The organism is Nostoc linckia z4, from assembly GCF_002608075.1.
Taxonomy (GTDB): domain Bacteria; phylum Cyanobacteriota; class Cyanobacteriia; order Cyanobacteriales; family Nostocaceae; genus Nostoc; species Nostoc linckia.
Genome location: NZ_LAHA01000007.1, coordinates 10,972 through 36,699, shown reverse-complemented (window position 1 = coordinate 36,699; position 25,728 = coordinate 10,972). Strand labels below are relative to the sequence as shown.

The 25,728-nt window shown below is 41.9% G+C and carries 13 protein-coding genes and 1 pseudogene; 10 read left to right on the top strand and 4 right to left on the bottom strand.

Features of this window, described 5'->3' with window-relative positions:
• Positions 1–422 precede the first annotated feature (422 nt).
• From VF06_RS08585 to VF06_RS08565, 4 genes are all read left to right on the top strand, one after another.
• A complete protein-coding gene (locus tag VF06_RS08585; RefSeq protein WP_099069172.1) occupies positions 423–2,717 on the top strand; it encodes a beta strand repeat-containing protein in 2,295 nt (764 codons plus the stop codon).
• Between the two features lie 406 nt (positions 2,718–3,123).
• Positions 3,124–4,809 carry a dihydroxy-acid dehydratase gene (gene ilvD, locus VF06_RS08580; RefSeq protein WP_099069174.1) on the top strand — a complete coding sequence of 562 codons (1,686 nt, stop codon included), beginning with the start codon at positions 3,124–3,126 and terminating at the stop codon, positions 4,807–4,809.
• A 1,574-nt stretch (positions 4,810–6,383) separates the two neighbouring features.
• Positions 6,384–7,871 (top strand): MOP flippase family protein, encoded by a 1,488-nt coding sequence (locus VF06_RS08570; RefSeq protein WP_099069176.1) that lies wholly within the window; start codon positions 6,384–6,386, stop codon positions 7,869–7,871.
• 366 nt (positions 7,872–8,237) lie between these two features.
• Positions 8,238–9,554: a cytochrome P450 gene (locus VF06_RS08565; RefSeq protein ID WP_099069177.1), complete on the top strand. Its 1,317-nt coding sequence runs from the start codon at positions 8,238–8,240 to the stop codon at positions 9,552–9,554.
• A gap of 267 nt (positions 9,555–9,821) precedes the next feature.
• Here VF06_RS08565 and VF06_RS08555 read toward each other — a convergent pair whose 3' ends face one another.
• Positions 9,822–11,492, bottom strand: coding sequence for a flavin monoamine oxidase family protein (locus tag VF06_RS08555; RefSeq protein WP_099069179.1), 1,671 nt, complete (start codon positions 11,490–11,492; stop codon positions 9,822–9,824).
• 1,064 nt (positions 11,493–12,556) lie between these two features.
• Between VF06_RS08555 and VF06_RS08550 the strand changes: the two genes are divergently transcribed.
• A complete protein-coding gene (locus VF06_RS08550; protein WP_099069180.1) occupies positions 12,557–13,141 on the top strand; it encodes an LURP-one-related family protein in 585 nt (194 codons plus the stop codon).
• A 97-nt stretch (positions 13,142–13,238) separates the two neighbouring features.
• Here VF06_RS08550 and VF06_RS08545 read toward each other — a convergent pair whose 3' ends face one another.
• Positions 13,239–14,180 (bottom strand): N-acetylmuramoyl-L-alanine amidase, encoded by a 942-nt coding sequence (locus VF06_RS08545; RefSeq protein WP_099069181.1) that lies wholly within the window; start codon positions 14,178–14,180, stop codon positions 13,239–13,241.
• 713 nt (positions 14,181–14,893) lie between these two features.
• Between VF06_RS08545 and bchH the strand changes: the two genes are divergently transcribed.
• The 5 genes from bchH to VF06_RS08520 all read left to right on the top strand — a co-directional run bounded on the left by bchH (position 14,894) and on the right by VF06_RS08520 (position 24,287).
• Positions 14,894–18,610: a magnesium chelatase subunit H gene (gene bchH, locus VF06_RS08540; protein ID WP_099069191.1), complete on the top strand. Its 3,717-nt coding sequence runs from the start codon at positions 14,894–14,896 to the stop codon at positions 18,608–18,610.
• A 298-nt stretch (positions 18,611–18,908) separates the two neighbouring features.
• Positions 18,909–20,450 (top strand): glycosyltransferase, encoded by a 1,542-nt coding sequence (locus VF06_RS08535; RefSeq protein WP_099069182.1) that lies wholly within the window; start codon positions 18,909–18,911, stop codon positions 20,448–20,450.
• A 352-nt stretch (positions 20,451–20,802) separates the two neighbouring features.
• On the top strand, positions 20,803–22,749 hold the full coding sequence (locus tag VF06_RS08530; RefSeq protein WP_099069183.1) for an ATP-binding protein: 1,947 nt from the start codon (positions 20,803–20,805) through the stop codon (positions 22,747–22,749).
• Positions 22,750–22,978: 229 nt separating this feature from the next.
• Positions 22,979–23,926: a heme-dependent oxidative N-demethylase family protein gene (locus VF06_RS08525; RefSeq protein WP_180267489.1), complete on the top strand. Its 948-nt coding sequence runs from the start codon at positions 22,979–22,981 to the stop codon at positions 23,924–23,926.
• A gap of 130 nt (positions 23,927–24,056) precedes the next feature.
• The gene (locus VF06_RS08520) at positions 24,057–24,287 is read left to right on the top strand and encodes a hypothetical protein (protein WP_099069184.1); all 231 of its coding nucleotides are present in this window, start codon (positions 24,057–24,059) and stop codon (positions 24,285–24,287) included.
• 189 nt (positions 24,288–24,476) lie between these two features.
• On the opposite strand, the gene VF06_RS08515 is transcribed toward VF06_RS08520, so the two are convergent.
• Positions 24,477–25,493: a potassium channel family protein gene (locus VF06_RS08515; protein ID WP_099069193.1), complete on the bottom strand. Its 1,017-nt coding sequence runs from the start codon at positions 25,491–25,493 to the stop codon at positions 24,477–24,479.
• A 31-nt stretch (positions 25,494–25,524) separates the two neighbouring features.
• Positions 25,525–25,728 (bottom strand): annotated as a pseudogene (locus VF06_RS41970) (hypothetical protein); the annotation flags it as partial.

Here is a 25,728-nt window from a genome sequence, read left to right as displayed (position 1 = left end):
ACAAATACGTTGGCAGTATAGTATAAATATACTATAATTGGCGACTCTATATTGCCTGATGTTCCACTGGCTTATTCTTCCACCAACAGAAATAGTACCCCTGAGGGTACTATCATCATCTATTACTCTGACATAAAGTAATAGCATCTTAGAAATACACACAGTTGCAGACAAAAAAAGTTGCTTCTTTCTTCACAGTCTGGTCTGATAACCAGTGAAGATATCAACAACCAACATTAATGCTGGCAGAATTTTTGATGCCAACATTATCTATATATGCACTGCTTTTTAAATCTGAAGATTTGGTAGCAAAGACCTGCCTCAATCAGGTTTGGTATGGCTATCTGTTCATTTTCCTGTTCGTTTCTTTGTCAGGAAGTGATGAGGCTATTTATTTACACTATTAATTAAGGAGCAATATTATGGCAGTTATTTTTGGCACTACAAATGGTGATTTGTTATCTGGAACTTCAGCAAGTGATTCGATATTTGGCTGGGCTGTTGGTGGTAATGCCAATAGTGTCTCTGGTAACGATACCATCAATGCCGGTGCTGGGGCGGACTCTACCAATGGAGGCACTGGTAACGATCGCATTATTGATACTGATTTTGTGAACTTCGATAATCATAATGGTGGATCTGGTACTGACACAATTGATTATTCAGGCATCACCTTTGCTGATGGAGTAGTAACCATCAACCTAGCAACAGGTGTGACCTCAGTAACTAATGGTAATACTGAAATCATCACTAGCTTTGAAAACGTGGAAGGTAGTCAGGGCGGTGAGACAATCATTGGCTCCTCTGTGAATAATGTTCTCAACGGCAATGGCGGTAACGATACAATTGATGGCGGTGACGGCAACGATACCCTCAACGGTGGTAGTGGTAATGATAGCCTTGTTGGTGGTAATGGTAATGATAGCCTTGTTGGTGGTATTGGTAACGATACCCTCAGAGGCGGTAATGGCAACGATACCCTCAATGGCGGTACAGGCAACGACAACATGGATGGAGGGGACAACGATGACCTCTACATCGTAGACAGCATTTTCGATGTTGCTTCTGAAGTATTTGGTGATGCTTTAGGCGGTGTAGACACCGTACAGTCTTCGGTAACCTACAGTTTGAGTGCTAACCTGGAAAATCTGACATTAACAGGAAGTGCAGCAATTAACGGTACAGGTAACGCTCGAAACAACGTTATTAACGGTAACAGTGGCAATAACGTGTTATCTGGGTTAGATGGTAACGATACCATCAATGGTGGCGCTGGGGCTGACACCACCAATGGCGGCAATGGCAACGATCGCATTGTTGATACTGACTTCGTCAACTTTGATAATCATAATGGCGGGGCTGGTATCGATACAATTGATTATTCTGGTATCACCTTTGCGGATGGAGTAGTCACCATTAACTTGGCTACAGGCGTGACTTCTGTTAGTAATGGTAATACTGAAACTATCAGTAACTTTGAGAACGTCGAAGGTAGCCAAGGTGGTGAGACAATCATTGGTTCCTCAGCGACTAATGTCCTTAATGGTAATGGCGGTAACGATACCATCAATGGTGGCGATGGAGCTGACACCACCAATGGAGGTAGCGGCAACGATCGCGTGATTGATACCGACTTTGTGAACTTCGATGTTCATAATGGTGGAACTGGCGTTGACACAATTGATTACTCAGGCATCACCTTTGCTGATGGAGTAGTCACCATCAACTTGGCTACAGGTGTAACCTCTGTTAGCGGCGGTAACACTGAAACTATCCTGAGTTTCGAGAACGTTGAAGGTAGCCAAGGTGGTGAAACGATTATTGGCTCCTCAAGCAATAATATTATCAACGGTAATGGTGGTAACGATACTATCAATGGTGGTGGTGGCAACGATACCCTCAATGGCGGTGCTGGTAATGACACATTCATAGCTAGTCTAGGCAACGACAGCATTAATGGTGGAGATGGTATTGATACCGCAAACTACAGTCAACTGAATCAAAGCATTACCTTGTCAGGTGTTGGAACAGTTCAAAAAGCTGGCGGATTCGGGCAAGACCAACTCTTTAAAGTCGAAAATGTGATTGCAAATGCCAGTGTTGCAAATAACACTATAGATGCATCGGCATCTTTACCTGGAGTATCCATCACTGTTAACCTGCAAACCCAAAGTTTGGCTGCTAATAACGTTCCTGTTTTGGGAACATTGTCATTTACTGCGGTGAACTTTGATAACGTCATTGGTACAAATGCCAATGACAGCATTATTGGTGACGGTCAAAATAACCAATTATCCGGTGGTAATGGCAACGATAACATTAATGGCGGTGCTGGCAACGATACCATTACTGGTGGTAACGGAACTGATGTTCTCACCGGAGGAACCGGTAACGATGTTTTTGACTTCAACTCAATTACTGAAAGTCAACCTGGTGTGCTTCGGGATGTTATCAATGGCTTCTCTGGCAATGGTTTTGGACTAGGCGATCAAATCGATCTTTCCACCATTGACGCCAATACATTGTTAGCAGGTAACCAAGCCTTTAGTTTCATCGGCGCTGGTGCATTCACCGGAGTTGGTCAACTTCGTTATTTTGGAGGTATTCTCCAAGGTAACGTCAATGCGGGTCTTGCTGCTGACTTTGAGATTCAATTAGTGGGAACACCGGCGCTTTCCGTAGCAGCAGGATTGGCAGGAAGCGACATTATTCTTTAAGGAACTTCCAAATTGGGGAAAGGGGAAAGGGTAAAGGGTAAAGGGGAAAGGGGGAAGGGTAAAGGGGAAAGGTGAAAGGGTAAAGGGGAAAGGGGAAAGGGTAAAGGGTAAAGGGGAAAAGTGAAAGGGTAAAGGTTTCAAATACATCAGACCTCTTGCACTCAATTCTTTTTGCACTCTTGTGGTCAAAGGGATGCATCTTTATTGGGGAAAGGGAAAATACCAAACCTTTCCCCCTTCCCCCTTTCCCTTTCCCCCTTTACCCTTTCCCCCTTTCCCTTTCCCCTTTCCCCTTCCCCTTTTCCCTACTTCTCTTAGAAGTCTAAGCTCCATCGCGCTGCCCAGGCATGAGAAAATCAGGTAATATAATCGCGACAGTTGCGATGATGGCACGAAAGGAAAAAAGATGTCGGAGAATTTGAGAAGCCAAATTGTTACCCAAGGAGTGCAGCGATCGCCAAATCGAGCTATGCTGCGTGCAGTTGGTTTTAAAGATGAAGATTTCAACAAAGCCATTGTGGGCATTGCCAATGGTTATAGTACAATCACCCCCTGTAACATGGGGATTAATACACTCGCACAACGGGCAGAAGTTGGGATTAAAGCGGCTGGGGCGATGCCGCAATTGTTCGGGACAATTACCATTAGTGATGGGATTTCAATGGGAACTGAAGGGATGAAATATTCCCTGGTGTCGCGAGAAGTGATTGCTGATTCCATTGAAACCGCCTGTACTGGGCAAAGTATGGATGGTTTACTGGCCATTGGTGGTTGTGATAAAAACATGCCAGGGGCAATGCTGGCCATGGCGCGGATGAATATTCCAGCTATCTTTGTTTATGGTGGCACCATTAAACCTGGTCACTACAACGGACGGGATTTAACGGTTGTTAGTTCTTTTGAAGCCGTCGGTCAATACAGTGCTGGGAAAATTGACGACAAAGAATTATTAGAAGTTGAAAGTCGCGCTTGTCCTGGTGCTGGTTCCTGTGGTGGGATGTACACAGCCAATACCATGTCTTCTGCTTTCGAGGCGCTGGGTATGAGTTTGCCTTATTCCTCCACAATGGCTGCGGAAGATGCCGAAAAAGCTGATAGTACCGAAAAATCGGCATTTGTGTTGGTGGAAGCCATCAGAAAACAAATCTTACCCCGACAAATTATTACCCGCAAATCCATAGAAAACGCTATTTCTGTAATTATGGCGGTGGGTGGTTCCACAAATGCAGTGTTGCATTTCTTAGCGATCGCTCGTGCCGCAGAGGTAGAGTTAACCATAGACGACTTTGAAACTATTCGCGGTCGCGTCCCCGTTTTGTGTGATTTAAAACCAAGTGGCAGATATGTAGCTACTGACTTGCACAAAGCTGGAGGCATTCCCCAAGTCATGAAAATGCTACTTGTGCATGATTTACTACATCCAGACTGCATTACAATTAGCGGACAAACCATTGCAGAGATATTAGCAGATATTCCAGAGGAACCGTCTGCCAACCAAGATGTCATTCGTCCTTGGAATAACCCCATGTATCCCCAAGGACATTTAGCTATTCTCAGAGGCAATCTAGCAACAGAAGGAGCAGTAGCTAAAATTACCGGGGTGAAAAAGCCAGTAATCACTGGGCCCGCACGGGTATTTGAATCAGAAGAAGCTTCCTTGGATGCGATTTTGGCGGGTAAAATTCAACCAGGGGATATTTTAGTGATTCGCTACGAAGGGCCAAAGGGCGGCCCTGGAATGCGAGAAATGTTGGCTCCCACTTCGGCAATTATTGGTGCTGGCTTGGGAGATGCCGTAGGATTAATTACTGACGGGCGATTCTCTGGTGGTACCTATGGGATGGTGGTTGGTCATGTTGCACCAGAAGCAGCAGTTGGAGGTGCGATCGCTCTTGTCCAAGAAGGCGATAGCATTACCATTGATGCACCAGCTCGTTTATTGCAATTAAACGTCTCCGATGAAGAATTAGCGCGTCGCCGTGCTAATTGGCAACCTCCTACACCACGTTACACTAAAGGCGTGTTGGCTAAATATGCCAAATTAGTATCTTCTAGTAGTGTTGGTGCTGTAACGGATTTAGATTTATTTTGAAGTAGATAGGACTTACGCAACGTCGATATTGTCATTGCGACCGAAACGGAGTGTAGGGAAGCAATCCCAGCGTTAGGGGGGATTACTTCTCTACGAGACGCTGTGCGTAGCTTGCTTCTGTGTAGGAGTACGCTATCGCTCGTAATGACCCAATTACGTTATTTTTGCGTAAGTCCTGGTAGAGATTTAGCAGTAAGGGACTTCCAAGTAAAAAAATAGGCGTTGCTGAATAATGGGATGATTTAGGCTGACACGGAGACATGGAGACATAGAGACGCGGGGACACGGGGACGCAAAGACACGGAGACGCGGGGATTATATTTTGATGCAAATTCTCAAATCATCCCGCAATTATGCAACGCCAAAAAATATTCCATAGAAGAGTGTTGACTGTTGACCGTTGACAGTCCACAGTCAACGCTTTCACTGAAATAATTGATTTTTTGGAGTTCTCTGAAATGCGCCTGATTTTATCATATATTGTTTAAAAATATATCAAATTCACCTCTATTTATTGATAATTTAAAATTCTCCCAAGTTGATATCATATCCGCATAATTAGTTATGATTCCCACAGCCATTGCATCCCACTCAGACACGATATGACTTGATGAACGAAACCCAATGGACACGAATTTACAATAAAAAAGGCTGAAAATCCTTGGTGTTAAGTTTTTGAGCTTGGCAATTTGCATTCATCAAACGTAATTTCATAATTTTTATTTTCCATCTCTCTACAGCAAAAACTACGTTTTATATCAACTTCGGATAATCACTGATTATCAAAATCTCTCTCTTGTGCGTCATATCATGTCCGCCTAATCACTTATCAAAAAAATTCCCCGCGTAAGAGCGTCAGTCCTAATAATAAGTCTTCAACCGGACATAATATCACTCCCCACTCCCACCCCAAATTACTATCTCTAACCCATTAGAATTTAAAGCTTTGATAAATTTTCTGTTTTTTAAGGCTGACTGAGGATATTGAACCTTATAAATAGAAAAATATCCCATTGCTTTTAAGACATGGGAAAAGCTAACACAGCCAAAAAAAGCTATTTTGATACCAAAAATTCAATAATTGATTTTTTGCAATTCCGTGAGTATTAGATTTTAGTTACTAAGGCTTGATGCGTTAGGATAGCTACAATGTGAGTAATATACTTAAATTAAATGAGTAAAAAAATACTTTATGTCATATATTTAACTTTGTAGTTCATTGATGATATTTTGATACCTGTCAAATTTGGAGTTTCTAATTCCAGTCAGGAAAAATTAGCTGATTAAATCCAAAATCATAATAGGGTATTGTTAGGAAACATGTGCTTGAAGACACTTGTCAACAAGAATGCCTAAACATACACAGAACATTATTCTCAATCAAGGATATTTCTGGCACTTTCGCCCCAAGGTGGAAGAATGTTTGAGTATTTTTGATGTAATTTATTTAACAAGCCTGATATGAAGGGATTTAGTTAATTGCAGTAACAGTTTTTTGCTGGCAAAAATCACAACCATCGTTGTGGCTATATCAGTACAAGCAGAAGGAATTAATTTTTTTAGAGACTTAACCAATGGAACCACCCAAAAAATCATCGAATTTTCAACAGAAGGCATTAAAAGGCGTATTTTGGTCTGCAATTCAGAATTGGGGACGCCAAGCGATCGCTTTTGTTGTTTTTGCGCTGCTTGCCCGTCTGCTTGGGCCTGAGACCTTTGGTTTAGTTGCTTCAGCTAGTATATTCCTGGCATTTGTAACTATTTTCCTTGACCAAGGATTTTCTGTAGCGATTATCCAACGTAAGGAACTGGAACCAGAACATCTGGATACAGCCTTTTGGACTAACTTGGGTATCGGTTTGGTGATGACAGGTTTGAGTATTGCGTCGGCTGGATTAGTTGCCGACTTTTTCTCTCAACCGCAGTTAACACCAATCATTCGCTGGCTGTCTCTCAGCTTTCTAATTATTTCCCTCAGTAGTACTCAGGAAGCAATTTTTCAACGTAACCTGGATTTCAAACCCTTAGCGGTACGCGAACTCGTAGCGGTATGCGTCGGTGGCGTGGTTGGCGTGGTCATGGCTTTTATGGGCTTTGGTGTTTGGAGTCTAGTTAGTCAGCAGTTAGTAAATAGTTTGGTGAAGGTGATAGTTCTTTGGTCGGCTAGCAATTGGCGACCGAGATTCAAGTTTTCTCAAAAACATTTTGGAGAATTATTTTCCTTCGGTATTAATGTAGTTGGCACTCAAATACTCAACTTTGTTAATCGCAGATCCGATGACTTACTGATAGGTTATTTTTTAGGCCCAGTTGCTTTGGGTTATTACTCCGTCGCTTACCGTTTACTGTTAATTATTACCCAGTTATTAACTGGTGTAATCAATCAGGTAGCGATGCCTGCGTTTTCTAGGTTACAGCAAGAACCTGAAAAGTTGAGAAGTGGTTTCTACAAAGTAACCCAACTTACTAGCTTCATTTCTTTTCCAGCCTTTTTGGGCATGGCAGCACTAGCACCCGAATTAGTCAGAGTTTTATTCGGAGAACAATGGTTGCCAAGTATTCCAGTGATGCAAATACTCGCCTTTATTGGAATTGTTCACTCAGTTGCCTACTTCCACACCACTGTAATCACAGCGATGGGTAAACCAGCTTGGAAACTGAGGCTAAACTTTATGCATTCCATAGCGAATGTTATCGGTTTTGCCATTGCTGTACACTGGGGAATTGTCGCTGTGGCAGCAGTTTATGTAATTCGTAGTTATTTGTTGACACCTGTAGATTTGTGGTTTATTCGCAAACTCATTGGTATTAAATTGACTACTTATCTACAGCAGTACGTGATTCCATTAACTGGAGTCCTGGCTATGACAGGTGTAATTTTTGCAACTAAGGAGTTGTTGAGAAATGTTGTTAACATACAAACATTATTAGTTATTTGCATAGTGTTAGGTGCAATAACTTATACAGTGGCTATTGTATTGCTTGCACCGAAGATAGTACAGCAGATACTTGATATCGTTAACCCATTGATATCTAAAAAACTGGGACAGAGTAAAAGATAGTAAATTAGACTTCTAAGAGAAGTCGGGAAAAAGGGAAGGGGAAAAGGGGAAAGGGGAAAGGGGAAAGGGGAAAGGGAAAAGGGGAAAGGGGGTGCATGTTTGGTATTTTCCCTTTCCCCTTTAAAAAGCCAAGTTCACTTGGCGAACTACTAGATTTGGCAATGCCGATTTGGGACTTTTAAAATTATCTTCAGTAGACTGTAATTACAGCAGTTTTTATCTATTTGAACCACATCTGTTGTAGGGGTGCAAGACTTTGCGCCCTTAGTGCGTGGTGTATTTACCTGAAAATTGCTGTAATATCCGAATTCTGCGATCGCTTTGTTTTTTAATATTGGCTGTGATTGATATTAAGTTTATAACAAGATGAAAAGTAATCAAATTCCTCCTGGAAGCTTTGGTTTACCTGGATTAGGTGAAACACTTTCCTTTTTTTTTGACCGCCAGTTTGGTAAAAAACGCTATCAAAAGTATGGGTCTATCTTCAAATCACATATTTTTGGTAGACCAACTGTATTCATGGTGGGGCCAGAGGCCTTAGAGTTTGTTTTGTCAAGCCATACAGAGAATTTTTCTTGGCGCGAGGGATGGCCTGCCAATTTCAGGATATTGCTGGGGGAATCACTTTTTTTGCAAGATGGAAAGGAACATCGCAAAAATCGCCGCTTGATGATGCCGGCGTTGCACGGGCCGGCATTGGCACATTATGTCAGCACAATGGAAGATATCACCCGCAGTTATCTGCAAAAGTGGGAAAAGCAGCAGGAGTTCAGCTGGTTTGGGGAATTTAAACAACTAACATTCGATATTGCTAGTGAATTATTATTGGGTACGCCTCCTGGGGCTGGAGGTGCGCGCTTGAGTAATTTGTTTACAACTTTGTCTAGTGGCTTGTTTGCAATTAATCCATTGCCTTTACCATTTACCAAATTTGGTAAAGCCATAGCAGCTCGCAATCAAATTTTAGAGCATGTAACTCAGGTGGTGAGAGAACGCCAACAAAACCCAACTAAAGATGCTCTGAGTTTGTTGGTACAAGCCCAAGATGAAGATGGTAACAGTCTCAGTGAAAAAGAACTCATCGCCCAAGCCGTACTATTACTTTTTGCCGGACATGACACCACAACTACAATGTTGACTTGGTTGTGTTTAGAATTAGCCCGTCATCCAGAGGTACTGCAACGCGCCAGGGAAGAACAACTAAAATTTGCTGATGCTAGTTCTGTAACTTTAGAACAGCTGGGGCAAATGCCTTATTTAGACCAAGTTTTATGGGAAGTTGAAAGGCTGCGTCCGTCAGTTGGCGCGGGATTTCGTGGTGTTGTTAAAGAATTTGAATTTAAAGGTTTTCATGTTCCTGCTGGTTGGCAATTATGTTATGCCATTGCACTAACTCATCGCCTACCAGAAATTTACTCTCAACCAGAGCGTTTTGACCCAGACCGCTTTAGTCCCCAACGTCAAGAACACAAACAATATCCCTTTAGTTTAGTTGGTTTTGGTGGGGGGCCACGTGTTTGCATTGGCATAGCTTTTGCCAAAATGGAAATGAAAATTATCGCTGCTCATTTGCTACGCAGCTATGATTGGGAAATCTTACCCAATCAAAATTTAGACACAATGGGAATTCCTAATCGCCCGAAGGATGGTTTGCGGGTTAGATTTAGTGGTTTGTCGCATTAGTTCTGATGGGTTCGTAGTAAGCAGTAAAGTACTTAAAAATCAAGGACTAAAGTCCTTACTACGAACATTTTTTCCTACAAAATTAATGAAACAAATCACTATTGGTCTACCAACCCAAAAATGCTGGGTGAGGTCTGGGGACAGGGGAAGGGGTAAAGGTGAAGATTTAAAACCTTTCCCCTTTGCCCTTTCCCCTTTGCCCTTTCCCCTTTGCCCTTTCCCCTTTGCCCTTTCCCCTTTGCCCCTCCCAGTGAACTTGGCAAACTACTATTCTGTGAAATCATCAGAAAAACGTTGCGCCCTGGGTATTTTTCGATAACGATGTAGTTGATTGGTATTAATTGACTCTTGTGAAGCAGGGATATTGCGGAAACCTAAATCTTTGAGGATTCTTCGAGCTGCAACTTCACCTGTGGCACACCCGCCTTCCATGTATCCTTGGTAGGATAAAGAACAGTGTTCGCCAGCAAAAAATAGATTACCTATGCGTTTTTGTTCTGCTCCGGCGATGCTTGTCCATTGTCCGACTAAATAACAAGCATAGGAAGCTCGTGTGTATTTTTCTCCGGGCCAGTAGGCGCGAATGGCTTCACCTTGACGCAGGTTTTGAATTCCGGGGAAAATTTTATCTAATTGTGGTAAAAATTTTTGAGCTTGAAATTCTGCGGAACCTTTGCCCAAAGATAAACCATGTTCGCCACCGGTAAAGTTAGTAATTAGACCTTTGGTGCGTTTTTCGTAGCGAGTTGGTTCCCATGTAGTTTGAAATTCTAAATCGGTAAATGTCGCTCCTGTGGAATTATATTGAGTACGCCACAATCTTTGTTGATAGGCTGTAATTAATTTGGCATTTGTACCATATCCTAATTGGGCGATCGCTTTCTTTTTAAATGCTGGTAAATCCACATCCAATTGCACTAAACGCAAGGTGGTAAAAGGCAATGTCAGTAATATTCTTTCATAGGTGCGATCGAAGGTTCTATACCCAGACCGCAAACTAACTCGATAACGACCATCGGAAAGAATACGGATAGCTTCTAATTCTGTGTCGGTTTGCAGAACATTGGCTACATAATTGGCTAGTAAACGCGGTACTTGGTCGTTACCTCCACGAATCGTGAAACGTTCATCACTTTCGCCGTAAACTGAGAATATATCGGTGTTAGTGCCAATTAAAAATATTAAATTTAAACAAGATTGTTCTGTGGCTTCTCGACCATATTCTGTGGTGTAAGATAACTTGAGCAATTCTTGGAGAATGGGGTTAATTTGTGCTTGCTCCAAATAATCTGCAATGGAGGTATTATCTAATATGAAAGCCGCCTGATTGTAAGAGCGAAAAGTCACATCTCCATCACCAATGGCAGTTAAATCTGCTTCAATTTTTTCTGCTAAAGGAATAAAGTAATTAATAATTTCTAATTCAGAAATTTTCCGACCTTGAAAATACCATATTTCTGGTACTAATGCTTTATCGCTAGCCAGTAAATCGATGGTTGTTAAACCCAGTTCTTGAGCAAGCGATCGCAATTTTCTATGATCTGTATCGATGAATTCTCCACCTATTTCCACTGTCACACCAGTACCAGCCGCGTTGGCTAAACTACGCATCCGACCACCAACACTGCCTCTGGCCTCGATGATGTCCACAGGAACCCCAACCTGACGCAAGCGATAAGCAGCAGTCAAACCAGCAATTCCCGCACCCACTATCAGCACTTTGGGAATTGTTGCAAAAGCCGCAGAATCACGGCCATTACCCCAGGTAGCTGTAGCCAATGCACTTGCCAACCCCAAACCTCCATAAAGTAAGCGGCGGCGAGTGGTTTTTTGTTTTAAAATGTCAACTATTTCATCTGTGGGAACGCCGGTTTTCAGTGATGTTCTGGCAATTTTATAAGCCCGCTGTAAAGATGCCATTAATTCAGATTTAGCCATGCAGCGAAACCCCATTTTTAGGATTCTTTAAACATCTTCATAATCGCAGATTTACTAATTTTTAGATATGTTAATTTCAATCAAATTATCAAAAATTGTCATATTGTTTATATAAAATTAAAAATTATACTTTTTAGTAACTGATAGAATGTATGATATACAATATTTATTTGTAGTATATTATTTTTTTAGAGAAAAATATAACAATTATCAAAGCATGTTTGAAAAGTCATTTTGTTGATAAGTAGCTCAACCTAAAAAAAACGTCATACGTAATGTAAATAAATGTAGTGGCGTGGCAAGGCTAAAATGTTGTAATAGATTTTATTGTGGGATTGGTGTCCTCACCGTTGGTGTCAAGTTAACGTAAAACCCTTGTAATGACGTTAGAGCAAACTTACTCCATTACTAACTAATCCCCAGTCATCCCACCCCCAATATGGTTCGGTTAAAGGGAAAAGGGGAAAGGGGAAAGGTTTCAAATACATCCAAATCCCCTTACCCCGGTTGGTGAGCTTGTCGAACCATTAACCTTTTCCCAGACCACAAGGTAAGTTCATACTGCTTATCCGAACCGTATTGATCCCACCCCGGCTTTGCTAGCGCAAAACCTCCCCTCCCCGCAAGCGGGGAGCAGGGTGGTTTCATACAAAGAAAGAAAAAACTTTGTGCAGTTGGTTAGATAGGGCACGTTGTGTTTGAGGAATAGTTCGCAAACCAAGTTTGCGGGCGATCGTAATGAAAAAGTTGTGTAAGATAGACCAATTGACAGGAGCATTGCCACCACGATGTGGTGGAAAGCCTTAATTCCTTACTTTTTCCTACCTGCATTTCTCCTCCTACACACCCTGGAGCATCCAGAAGTTCCACACTGGTATTTCTGCTGTCCCCTATCTGATAAGCATTTTACTTGCTTATCTATGGCTTTTTTAAATACCAACCCTTGAAAGATGCTCTATGCCCCATACGACTATCCACTGTTGCGATGGAAATGACCTAACAATGTTACTTTTCCCCCACAATTGGGATTAATAAAGTCATATTTTCTTGTCTAGTCCAAAACTATGCAATATCCTCTGGAACTCACCTTTAAATTGTGGGCATTGGCACCACAAATATCTGTTGTTGATGCTCAAAATAATTTGATTTTCTATGTTAAACAGAAACTCTTCAAGCTCAAGGAAGCAATTACAATCTTTGCGGATGGAGAGCAAACTCGTCCCTTATACTACATCAAAGCAGACCGGATTATTGACTTCTCCGCACGCTATGACTTTACAGATAGTAATGGTAGTTACATTGGTTCAGTAAAACGACGGGGATTAAAATCTATTTGGCGTGCGCGTTATGACATTTTTGATGGCGAAACCACTACTTTGAACATCCAGGAGAAAAACCCGTGGGTGAAAGTTGCTGATGCCCTGTTTGCAGAAATTCCAATTCTGGGTTTGTTCACTGGTTATGTTTTTAATCCAGTGTACTTGGTGAGCCGAGATGATGGCACAATTGTGATGCGTTTGGAGAAAATCCCCACTTTCCTCTCTAGAAAATTTATCATCAAAGCTGTGGATCAACTCAGCGATCGCCAAGAACAGCAAATTTTATTAAGTTTGTTAATGATGCTACTGCTAGAACGGAACCGTGGTTAGTCACACTCAAAGTTGAAGCATAAAGTATGAAGTATGAATTACAAGACAGTCAACAGTAAACTCATCCTTCATACTTTAAACTTCAAACACCTTGAGTTTAACCAATTAACTTCTGCCAACTAGCAGGCCCAACAATTCCATCGGCTTCCAAACCGTTTTGCCTTTGAAAGTTTTTAATTGCAGCTTCTGTTTGTGGCCCGTAAACACCATCAACTTCAACACCTACACGGTATTGTAAGTATCTGACAACTGCGCCTCCAGCATGGTTTACCCGAATGATTCGTTTTGCCAAAATTACATTTATGGCATTCCAGGTATTTGTATCGGCAATTCCAGTAGGCTGCACTCCGATAATAGTCTGAAATTTTTCTGTGGCAGATTTGGTGTTAGCGCCGTTGATGCCATCTTCCACTAAGGTTTTACCATTTTTATCAGTTACTTTCAGTCGATTTAAGTTTTGTTGCAGTCTCTTAATAGTAGTATCTATATTGTCTTCTTCGTCTGGTACTGGGGTAACTGGGCTTGTTGGCAGTGTACCAGTTAAACCTTTGACGATGGAATTGGCCATTGCTTCTGGATTAAAAAGATTCATATCTTTTGCCGAATCAATAAAGCAACACTCTATAAGAATGGCAGGCATATTTGTATTTTTGAGAACATACAAATGGGAACCGCTTTTAACGCCGCGATTAAAAAATCCCAATTTGACGATTTCATCTAATACAGGTTTAGCAATTTTTCTTCCAGCGTCACTGGTTGCAAAGACTTCTGTGCCATTAGCTTGTCCGTTAAAGGCATTAAAATGAATCGAGACATAAGTATCGACTCTACTGGCGTTGGCTGTAGCACATCTTTTTGAAAGTGATTCGGTGACTGTGTTCGCACTACTTGGTTTACATACTACAACGTCATGTCCTAAAGCTCTCAACTTGGTTATAACTCTATTGCCGACATCTAAAGTTAAATTATCCTCAACTTTGATTCCTCTAGCTCCCGTGTCTGGTGGACAATTATGGCCGCTATCAATTCCAAATTTCATGATTCCATCCTCAATTGACTTCTGTTTACACTAGTCCAAAACTCTTAAAATTATAAATAAAAAATTTTGTTAATACTTGTTTTTCAAGTTTTTTTTTGAAAAATATTGCATTATTTTAAGCATTAGTAACCTGACATAAAAATAAATTTCTATGCCAAAGGTAATCAAAGATTTTTAGGTTAAATCCAGAGATTCCAGAAAGAAAAATTGCTAGAAAAAACACAACCCTCATAATTTATCAAAATCGAGAATCACCTAGTAATTCTTGCAATAAATTGAAATGCAGCAATTACCCCCATTATTCAGATAATAACGCTTGTTAAAAGTAGAAAGCTATGACAAATGTACTTATAGGAATCTAGTTTGATTGAAAGAACTACTCATAGAGACACAGAACACCGAACAGGTAAAAAGACCCAAAAATGTTAAGTGGGGTTGGGTAAAGGTTAAAGGGAAAAGGGTAAGGGATTTAAAACCTTTCCCCTTTCCCCTTTCCCCTTTCCCCCGCTAAGTTGCCTTGGCGTACTACTAGCTTCACACAAATCAAATATGAGTCCTATAGTTGAATCATCCTTTAGCAGTATTTGAAAATTTTCCAATAGCATTTCTCCCATCTCCCCAGAGTTAGAATTACCTTTGACAACGCAGATTAGTATAACAATCAGCTTGGAAGCGCGTTTAAAATTTAAGTGAAGAAAAATTTCCTTATGGGCATGAAACGCATCGTCTTGGTTGCTGGGTTTGAATCATTTAACGCCGACTTATACAGAAAAGCGGCTTTTTTGGCTAACTCCGGCTGTCCCCAGTTGGATATTCGGGTATTTAGCGATCGCGATCTTACAAGCAAGCGCCAGGAAGTACAAGCAGCACTCGATGGCGCGGATGTGTTTTTTGGTAGTTTACTATTTGATTATGACCAGGTTGTGTGGTTGCGCGATCGCATTGCCCAAATTCCCATCCGACTGGTGTTTGAGTCAGCCTTGGAATTAATGAGTTTAACCAAGCTGGGGGATTTTGCCATTGGCGATAAACCCAAAGGAATGCCCAAACCAGTTAAATTCATCCTCGATAAATTTAGCAATGGAAGGGAAGAAGACAAACTCGCTGGTTACATCAGCTTCTTAAAAATTGGCCCGAAACTCCTGAAATACATACCAGTGCAAAAAGTCCAAGACTTACGCAACTGGCTAATTATCTATGGTTACTGGAATGCCGGCGGTTCTGAAAACGTAGCTTCATTATTCTGGACACTGGCAGAAAAATACTTGGGTTTAAAAGTCGGCGACATTCCCCCGCCAGTGGAAACGCCGAATATGGGATTACTGCATCCCGACTATCCGGGGTTTTTTGCATCGCCCCGTGAATATTTGGAATGGTATCAAAAAGAAAGCATAGAAAAAATTTCCCACTCTCCAGTTATAGGCATTCTTCTTTACCGCAAACACGTTATTACAAAACAACCATACATTCCGCAATTAATTCGCCGTTTTGAAGCAGCCGGGTTAATTCCTTTGCCGATTTTCATTAACGGCGTGGAAGGACATGTGGCGGTACGAGATTGGATGACAACGGACTATGAAATTGGGCAACGAAAATTAGGTAATATCGAAACGCCCTCACTTTCAACTGAAGCAGTAAAGGTAGACGCGATAGTTTCCACAATTGGCTTTCCTCTGGTGGGTGGCCCTGCTGGTTCAATGGAAGCAGGCCGTCAGGTAGATGTAGCAAAGCGCATCCTCACTGCCAAGAATGTACCTTATATTGTTGCAGCACCACTATTAATTCAAGATATATACTCCTGGACGCGTCAAGGAATCGGTGGCTTGCAAAGTGTCGTCTTGTATGCTTTACCAGAATTGGATGGCGCAATTGATACCGTTCCCCTTGGCGGTTTAGTGGGCGAAAACATTTATTTAGTTCCCGAACGGGTGCAGCGATTAATTGGTAGGGTGAAAAGCTGGGTAGCTTTACGGCAAAAACCTGCATCGGAACGAAAAATAGCCATCATTTTATATGGCTTTCCTCCAGGTTACGGGGCTGTGGGCACAGCTGCATTATTAAATGTCCCCCGTAGCCTTTTGAAGTTTCTTGCTGCACTCAAAGACCAAGGTTACACCATTGGAGATTTACCAGAAGATGGCGAAGAATTAATTCGCTTGGTAAAAGAAGCAGATGAAGACAATTCGCTTGTGGGGCAGTCGTCTCGCCTGCCCTTTGAGAATGGCGGACAAGATGTCCACCCCACAAATACTGTCAACGTCCGCACATTAGAAAAATGGCTGGGATATCTGCGAACATCTCGCATCGAAAAACAATGGAAATCTCTCACCGGAACTGGTATTAAAACCTATGGTGATGAATTCCAAATTAATGGTGTGCAATTAGGAAATGTGTGGATAGGCGTACAACCACCATTGGGAATTCAAGGCGACCCCATGCGGTTAATGTTTGAACGGGATTTAACGCCCCATCCCCAATATGCTGCTTACTATAAATGGCTGCAAAATGAGTTTCAAGCTGATGCCATAGTTCATTTTGGAATGCATGGTACTGTGGAATGGTTGCCTGGTTCTCCTTTGGGAAATACTGGCTATTCTTGGTCGGATATTTTGTTAGGAAATTTGCCCAATTTATATATATATGCTGCCAATAATCCTTCGGAGTCGATTTTGGCAAAACGTCGCGGTTATGGTGTGTTAATTTCCCATAATGTACCACCTTATGGACGTGCAGGTTTGTATAAGGAATTAATGGCATTGCGAGATTTAATCTCGGAATATCGAGAAGATACCCAAAAAAATTATGCTCTCAAGTCGGTGATTTGTAAGAAAATTGTGGACACTGGTTTAGATGCCGATTGCCCCTTTGAAGATGCGAAACAGTTGGGAATTGCCTTTAGTCCGGAAAATATCCGCATGTTTAGCAATCATGCTTTTGAAGATTATTTGGTGGAGTTATATGAATATTTGCAAGTTTTAGAAAATCGGTTATTTTCTTCGGGGTTACATACTTTGGGGGAAAGACCGAGTGAGGAGAAATTGGCTTCGTATTTGGAGGCTTATTTTGGGGAAGAGGAAGGAAGAAACGAACCACAGAGAAGCAGAGAACACAGAGAAGAGGAGGAGAGATTAATCAGGGATTTGTTAATGCAATCTACGGATGAATTAACGAATTTGTTAAGGGGATTGAATGGGGAATATATTCCGCCTGCGCCTGGTGGTGATTTGTTGCGGGATGGAGTTGGTGTGTTACCAACTGGGAGGAATATTCATGCTTTAGATCCTTATCGAATGCCTTCGCCTGGGGCTTATGAAAGGGGAAGGGAAATTGCGAAAAAGATTATTGCCCAGCATTTGGCAGAATATGGCAAATATCCGGAAACTGTGGCGGTGATGTTATGGGGATTAGATGCGATTAAAACCAAGGGTGAATCATTAGGAATTCTGTTGGAATTGGTGGGGGCTGCACCTGTAAAGGAAGGAACTGGGCGAATTGTTCGTTATGAATTAAAACCTTTGGCGGAAGTTGGACATCCCCGCATTGATGTGTTGGGAAATTTATCAGGAATTTTCCGCGATAGTTTTGTGAATATTATTGAATTGTTGGATGATTTGTTTCAACGGGCGGCTGATGTTGATGAATCGGAAGAAGAAAATTTTATTAGAAAACATGCTTTAGTTTTGCAGGCGCAAGGTGTAGAAAATGCGTCGGCGAGATTGTTTTCTAATCCGGCGGGTGATTTTGGTTCTTTGGTGAACGATAAAGTAGTTGATGGTAACTGGGAATCTGGTGAAGAATTGGGGAATACTTGGCAAAGTCGGAATGTTTTTAGCTATGGTAGAAACGATAAAGGTCAAGCGAGACCGGAAGTTTTGAATGCATTATTAAAAACAAGCGATCGCATCGTTCAAGAAATCGATTCGGTAGAATATGGTTTAACTGATATTCAAGAATATTACGCTAATACCGGCGGTTTGAAAAAGGCAGCAGAAAAACAACGCAATCAAAAAGTTACAACCAGTTTTGTAGAAAGTTTCTCTAAAGATACTACCCCCCGCAATTTAGACGATTTACTCAGAATTGAATATCGCAGTAAATTAGTAAATCCTAAATGGGCCCAAGCAATGGCTAATCAAGGTTCGGGTGGTGCATTTGAAATTTCTCAACGCATGACGGCGTTAATTGGTTGGGGTGGTACTGCCGATTTTACCGATAATTGGGTTTATGACCAAGCGGCTGATACTTATGCTTTAGATGCAGAAATGGCTGAGAAATTACGCCAAGCAAATCCCGAAGCTTTCCGCAATATTGTAGGCAGAATGTTAGAAGCACACGGCCGCGGTTTCTGGCAAGCTGATGATGAAAAATTAGATAAGTTACGCCAATTATATGAATTAACAGATGAACAATTAGAAGGGGTGGTAGTTTAATTCAGTATCAAGAAAGAATAGTAGAAGTTAGCGATCGCCATAGGATTTATACCATTGGGTATATGTACGCCAAGTACAGTAGCGATTAACTTAAACATAGGAAAATGCGCGGATTGGCCGGGTTGAAGTTGAAGGGAATCAATAAAAGTCCTTTGACTTACTTCTCATTTGTATTTGTGTACACCTTGGCTATTTGTGTTTTTGAGTCTTGAGAGTTTTAACAAGCTCACTAAAGTGTTCTGCTGCCATGTTTGGCAAAAACCTCTAGTAGAAATTAATTTGTATTAGGAAGTGGGCGATGCACATTGGATTTCTCAACCCTCAAGGCAATTTTGATTCTGGCAATAGTCACATAACCAAACACCCAGATTTTGGTGGTCAGCTGATCTACGTTAAGCAAGTGGCTATAGCCATAGCTCAGCAGGGACACAAAGTTGATATTCTCACCCGTCAAATTATTGACCCGGAGTGGCCAGAATTTGCTGAAGTAATTGACACCTATCCAGGGGTAGATAATGTCCGGATTATCCGATTAACAGCCGGGCCAAAAGAATTTTTACCTAAAGAGTTATTGTGGCCTCACCTAGTTAAAGATTGGGTAACCAACATCTTGCAATTCTATCAACAAGAAGGCGGCTTACCCGATGCCATGACTGCCCACTACGGTGATGGAGGACTGTGTGGTGTTTTGATTGAGGAAAAGGCAGGCATACCTTTTACCTTTACCGCTCATTCTCTCGGCGCTCAAAAAATGGACAAACTAGAGGTCACTCCGGAGAATATTACAGAAATCAACGAGCAATTCCACTTCAAATATCGCATTTTAGCCGAACGCTTGAGTATGAATCGCTCGGCTATTAATATCACTAGCACGCGACTCGAACGTTTTGAACAGTATTCTCATCCAGTTTATGGTGGTGCAGTGGATGTAGACAACGACGATCGCTTTGCAGTGATTCCACCAGGAGCAGATTTTTCGATTTTCGGTGCAAAGGCGCGTTCCGAAAACGAGGAAGCTACCCAGGAATTCATTCAGGAACGATTGGCGCGAGATATTGCCCAGTCACGTCAAGATTTGCCAGCAATCATCGCATCTAGTCGATTAGAACTGAAAAAAAATATATTAGGTCTGGTGCAAGCTTTCGCCATGAGTCCCACACTCCAGGAACGAGCTAACTTAATGTTACTCACAGGGGGACTGGACGATCCTTTACGAGAGGCGACTGGCGACGACATAACGGAGGAAGTATTAGCCCCCATTCGAGAGGTAGTCAAAGAAAACGACTTGTGGGGAAAAATCACTGCATTTGGCTTGCCAAATCAATCTCAAGAATCACTAGCAGCAGCATATCGATTTATGGTTAAACGCCGTTCGGTATTTGCGCTGACTGCACTCTACGAACCCTTTGGACTTGCTCCCTTAGAAGCAGCAGTAGCAGGTTTACCGGTGGTAGCAACCAAAAATGGCGGCCCTAGCGAAAGCTTGCGACAGGGAAATAAGGAATATGGCGTACTCGTTGACCCAGAAGATCCTGCTGATATTGCGCGGGGCTTGGAGCGGTTGTTATGTGATGTCAACGAGTGGGAGTATTTTGCCCAAGCTGGTCAGCAACGAGTATTAAAGACATACACCTGGGAATGTACTGCTGAAAACTACCTGAATTTGCTTGAACAAATTGTGTCTTCAGCAAAAACGCGCCCCCGCGCTGAATTCCTTCCCATCCATTCCTACTTCCGTAATCCACAATCCCACACTGATGTTTCTTTGGCAGAATTGAGTGACCTTTACTTTGCATCTAACCAAAGATTACTAAGTACACCTAGTGCTCTGTCCCATTAATTTTGCTGGGTGAGGGCTGGGGAAAGGGAAAGGGGAAAAGGGTAAGGGATTTAAAACCTTTTCCCTTTCCCCTTTACCCTTTTCCCCGCTAAGTTGACTTGGCGAACTACTAGTGGTTCATAGCATTAATTTTGTAGAAAAAAATGTTCGTAGTCAGGACTTTAGTCCTTGATTTTTAAGCACTAAAGTGCTTACTACGAACCTTTTAGAACTCAGGACTTATACCATTTCATTTTATTTGTGATATGAATACGAGCGTAAGGGCGTAGGCTCTGCCTTCCCGCAGGGTACGGCTCTATGAACTGGGTGGAACTGGTTTTATCATAGGCGATTATCGGAGTTCTCAAGCCTTATGAAAACATCCCCCATATCCCATTGGCATCAAGAAAACCTTGCTACACTTATTCAAGCTACTGGCTATATCCGTCAATATCTAGAAAATAAGCTGGAAAATAAAGCGCCACAGCCCCTAACCACCGAAACAATATTACCTACATCCGCCTTAGCAAATTTATGTCGCCTGTTCTACCTCACGGAATTTGAACGGGATATCCTGCTTTTATGCACAGCTTTGGAAATTGACCCCACCCTCGGCCAACTATGTGCCAAACTCCAGGGAAATCCGCAACTCAATTATCCTACCCTTGCCTTAGCTTTAACCACTTTTCCCCAAGCTAGTTTGTCTGTGGTTTCTGGGCAAAATCCCTTACAATCCTGGAAATTAATTGAAATTGGTACGGGCTTTACCCTCACCCAAGCCCCCCTCCGCATCAATCCACGAATTCTCAGTTATCTTGTGGGAGAAGCAGCTTTTGACGAGCAATTAATCGGTTTTGTTCATCCCCTTCCCCTCCACCTTGAGCAAATACCCTTAGCTCCCTCCCAGGAAAAGATTGTAGAACAATTAGTTACTATTTGGTCTGAGCTTTCCTCCTCTTCTTTGGCGTTGCAATTGTGTGGTGGGGAAATAACCGCTAAATATGCCATTGCCAAAGCTGTATCGATTCGCCTTGGCTATAATTTGCATGTTATGTCTGCGGTGGTGCTTAGCCAATCGCCCAACGAAATTTACCAAATTAAACAACGTTGGGAAAGAGAAGCGTTATTAAATAATAGTCTGCTGTTACTTGAGTGCGATGATATTTTCCCCAACGAACCAAAACCTGCTTTCCCTGTTTCTCAGTTTGTGGAACATCTGCAAACACCTGTGATTATTTCCAGTGGACAACGACTATACGCTAAACAAAATCATCTGATTACCTTTGATGTACCGCAACTGAGCTATCAAGAACAAGCAGGAATTTGGGCAACCCATCTTGGTACAGCAGCCAAACAATTCAATGGAGAAATTACCAAGTTAGTATCTCAATTTAACCTCAGTAACGCCACCATTCAAGCAGCTTGTCTGCAATTCCAACTTCAAAAAGCAGCTGACACTCTCGACGCTAACTTACTGTGGGATTTTTGCCGCCATCAAGCCCGCCCTCACATTGATGGTTTAGCCCAACGCATAGATACATCCGCCACTTGGGATGACTTAGTGTTACCCGAACAACAACGCCAGGTACTTGCAGATATGGCTACTCAACTGCGACAACGAGCGAAAGTTTACCAAGAATGGGGTTTTGCTGGCAAAGGTAGCCGTGGTTTAGGGATTAGCGCCCTCTTCCACGGGGAAAGCGGAACTGGTAAAACGATGGCAGCAGAGGTATTAGCAAATCAATTTCGTCTCGATCTTTACCGCATCGATCTTAGTGCCGTAGTCAGTAAATATATAGGTGAAACAGAAAAGAATTTAGAGCGGATATTCACAGCAGCGGAAACCGGAGGAGTAATCTTGCTATTTGATGAAGCAGATGCTTTATTTGGCAAACGTACAGAAGTTCAAGATAGCCGCGATCGCCATGCCAATGTAGAAGTATCTTATTTACTCCAACGTATGGAAGCATATCAAGGTTTGGCGATTTTGACTACAAATTTAAAAAATGCTTTAGATTCTGCTTTTCTACGCCGTATCCGCTTTTTGGTTGCCTTTCCCTTCCCAGAAGCCTCCTCACGTAGTGAAATTTGGCAGCGCATTTTCCCCCCTCAAACACCCACCCAAGGTTTAGACTACGAAAAATTAGCACAACTCAAGGTTGCTGGCGGTAATATCCGCAATATTGCCATGAATGCCGCTTTTACAGCAGCCGACACCGATGAACCAGTGATGATGAAACACATCCTACAAGCCGCACAAAGGGAGTATCTCAAATTGAAAAGATTATTAAATGATGAGGAAACCAAAGGATGGATTTAGTACGAATAGAACACTCGTTAATCGATTAGATTGTTGACTGTTGACTGTTGATAGTTAACAACCACGCTAGTGTAGTTAGGGGCTTGCGCTTATCAGAACCTCTCCCTCTTCTTTTATATTGGAAATTGAAAAATCAAACAAAGATTATAAATTTGTGTCTCTAAACAACTTGTTCCAAGAAGTTAGGACGGTGGAAGCTGTTGATAATGCGGCTTACTACTTTCCCCTGATGAGTGGACGCTATGAAGTTAAGCCAGGGATGATGCCCTTTGGTTGCTGTTTAGGTAACACTCAGGTTGATGGCCAGGTATTTCAAATTGATGATAATTTTAGCGACTACCGTCAAGCTAAGCTTTTAGCTCGTGAGGAAAGATTGAGTAAGTATTACCAAACTTGCAATTATTCTCAAGCTGTGGCTAGTGCGATCGCTCGTTTAATAATTAATCGTCTCACCCAAGAACACCCAAATTATTTTAAGTGCGAAAAGTTAATAGATAACACCCTCAAATTTCATAGCCGACTCACCAAAGAAACACTTTATTTCGATGCACAGCTACAGTTACAAAAAGTTGAAGGTAGCCAATTTGTCCCTCCTTACGCTTCTACTCTTGATGCTTTAGCAGCACAGGTACAAGAAGATTTAGGAATTATTTGTCGTTTAGCTGATGGTAACAGCTTCTTGAGTGCAGTCCATCTGTGCTATCCCAACCACTGGTCAGCCGAAAAAAAAATTGGTCAGGATTTTGCCAAAATACATGCACCGGTGGCGGGTATGGAAAAAATAAATCGCCGAGGGAAAGCGATCGCTAATACAATGATTACCCACAAACCTATGGTGCGTTTTGCTTGGGGTTTGAGTACCGATACCCGCCTCAACCACCATCCCGAACCACCGCCTAATGTGTCAGTTAGCCAATGGCAAGGTAGAAACTTTGATTTGCAAAATCCCAGGCTTTATCTGCGAATTGAGCGACAGGTAATTTGGGGAATACCAGAATATGAAGCAGCGCTGTTTACTATTCGTACTTACTTTAGAGATTGTGCTGTAGTTAAAAAAGATTCAATATTAAATTCTAAACTTTATGCTGCAATTGAGTCTATGACACCAGAATCATTAATTTATAAAGGCTTGGTAGAAAGTAAAGTTAGTATTTTGCGCTGGTTAGAGGATATTTAATATATATGAAAAATGCCTAAAACATATTCTGGGTAAGGATTATGAGCCGTGCCGTCCTATGGCTTGTAATCAATTCGGGTCTAATATATAATTTTTCTAACCAAAATAGCTGTAAAAAGTATTATTTAAAATGAACAGAATAAATGTAGAAAATTTTATCACAAAAGAAAATTTGGTAGAACTAGACGACAAAACCGCTGCTATGGTCTACGGAGGCAGTAGTTATTCTTTTGATGAATCTTTAGCTCGTTTAAACAATGCATTTAATGAAGCTATTTCTAGAGGTATACAACTTGAAGTTTTAAAGATTCAGAAAGGTCAGGAATTCAAGGCTGCTAATACATCTATTGACCAGAAATAAAAAACGGAAGCATCCCAATGGAAGCAAATTTACCCAATTAGGGAATAATCATTGCAAATGGAGCGTTTAGTATAAAAAAGCAAATTACAGCAGGAAACAGGGAACTCTTAACGAGGAACAGGTTGAAAGTCTCCTGGTATATGGCTTTGTTTTTAGCATTTGTACCTCATTTCCCTGAAATCTGCTGTATCAGCTATTTTTCGGTCGTCGCAGTTGTTTATAATTAATCGGGCCGAGAATTTGGTTGAGGTTACGCAACTGCTCAGCTGTACCCATACCAATTAGCCGGTCTCCCGGCATTAACACCGTATCGCCGGTGGGGCCGCCGATTAAAGTACCATCAAGGCGGCGAATTGCCAGCACTAATGCCCCAGTTTGCGATCGCAATCTCGCTTTTTGTAAAGTTTGACCAACAAAAGGACAAAAAGCCGGGTCGAGTAAAAATTCTTCCATGTACAACTGGCGGTCTGCACCAGTCAAAATTCCATCTACAAAGTCCAAAACTTGCGGCCTCAGAGCCGCAGCCGCCATCCGCTTTCCACCAGTAATATATGGTGAAATTACTTCATCTGCGCCACCACGTTGTAACTTTTGTAAAGCTTCTTCCGTACTGGCGCGAGCGATCGCCCGAATTTCTGGGTTAAGCGTTTTTGCTGACAAAACAGTATATAAATTTTCAGCATCAGAAGGCAGCGCCGCAACCAGACAAACTGCTCTTTGAATGCCCACCTTCAAAAGTGTATCATCTAACGTTGCATCACCTTGGTATACCGTATAACCCTCTGATTGCGCCCTTTGCACAGATTCCATCTCCGAATCAATGACTACAAAGGGTACACCTTCTGCTCTAAATTCCTTGGCAATTTGGCGACCAGTCCGACTAAATCCGCAGATGATGTAGTGTTCTGATAGGGATTCCATTAACCGCCTCTGTTGTTGTAGTCGAATTCCTTGTTGAAAGTAGCCTTCAATAATTGCTTCTGTAAATCTGTTGACAATGTAACCGATATTGACTACACCCAACAAAATCAGGGCAATTGTAAACAACCGTCCTCGGCTACCCAATGGATGGGTTTCTCCATATCCCACGGTAGCTAAGGTGATGACCGTCATATAAGCTGCATCTTCCCATGACCAGCCCTCCACTAACGAGTACCACAAAGTGCCAATTATGAAAACACCACCAAGAGCGATCGCCCCGGCTATCAACTGCTTTTGGATACGTTGATATTTTTGCTCAAGAGTTGAGAATGACGTATAAATAATACTTTAGGCCTATATTTTTGAGTTTTGTACTAACTTTATAGTATTTATCCTGACGAGCAAAGAGCAAAAACAACACCTTGAAAGCCTGAAAATCTTCCTTCCCCCTTCCCTCTTCCCCTTTCCCCCTTCCCCTTTTCCCTTTCCCCCTTCCCCTTTTCCCTTTCCCCTTTCCCCT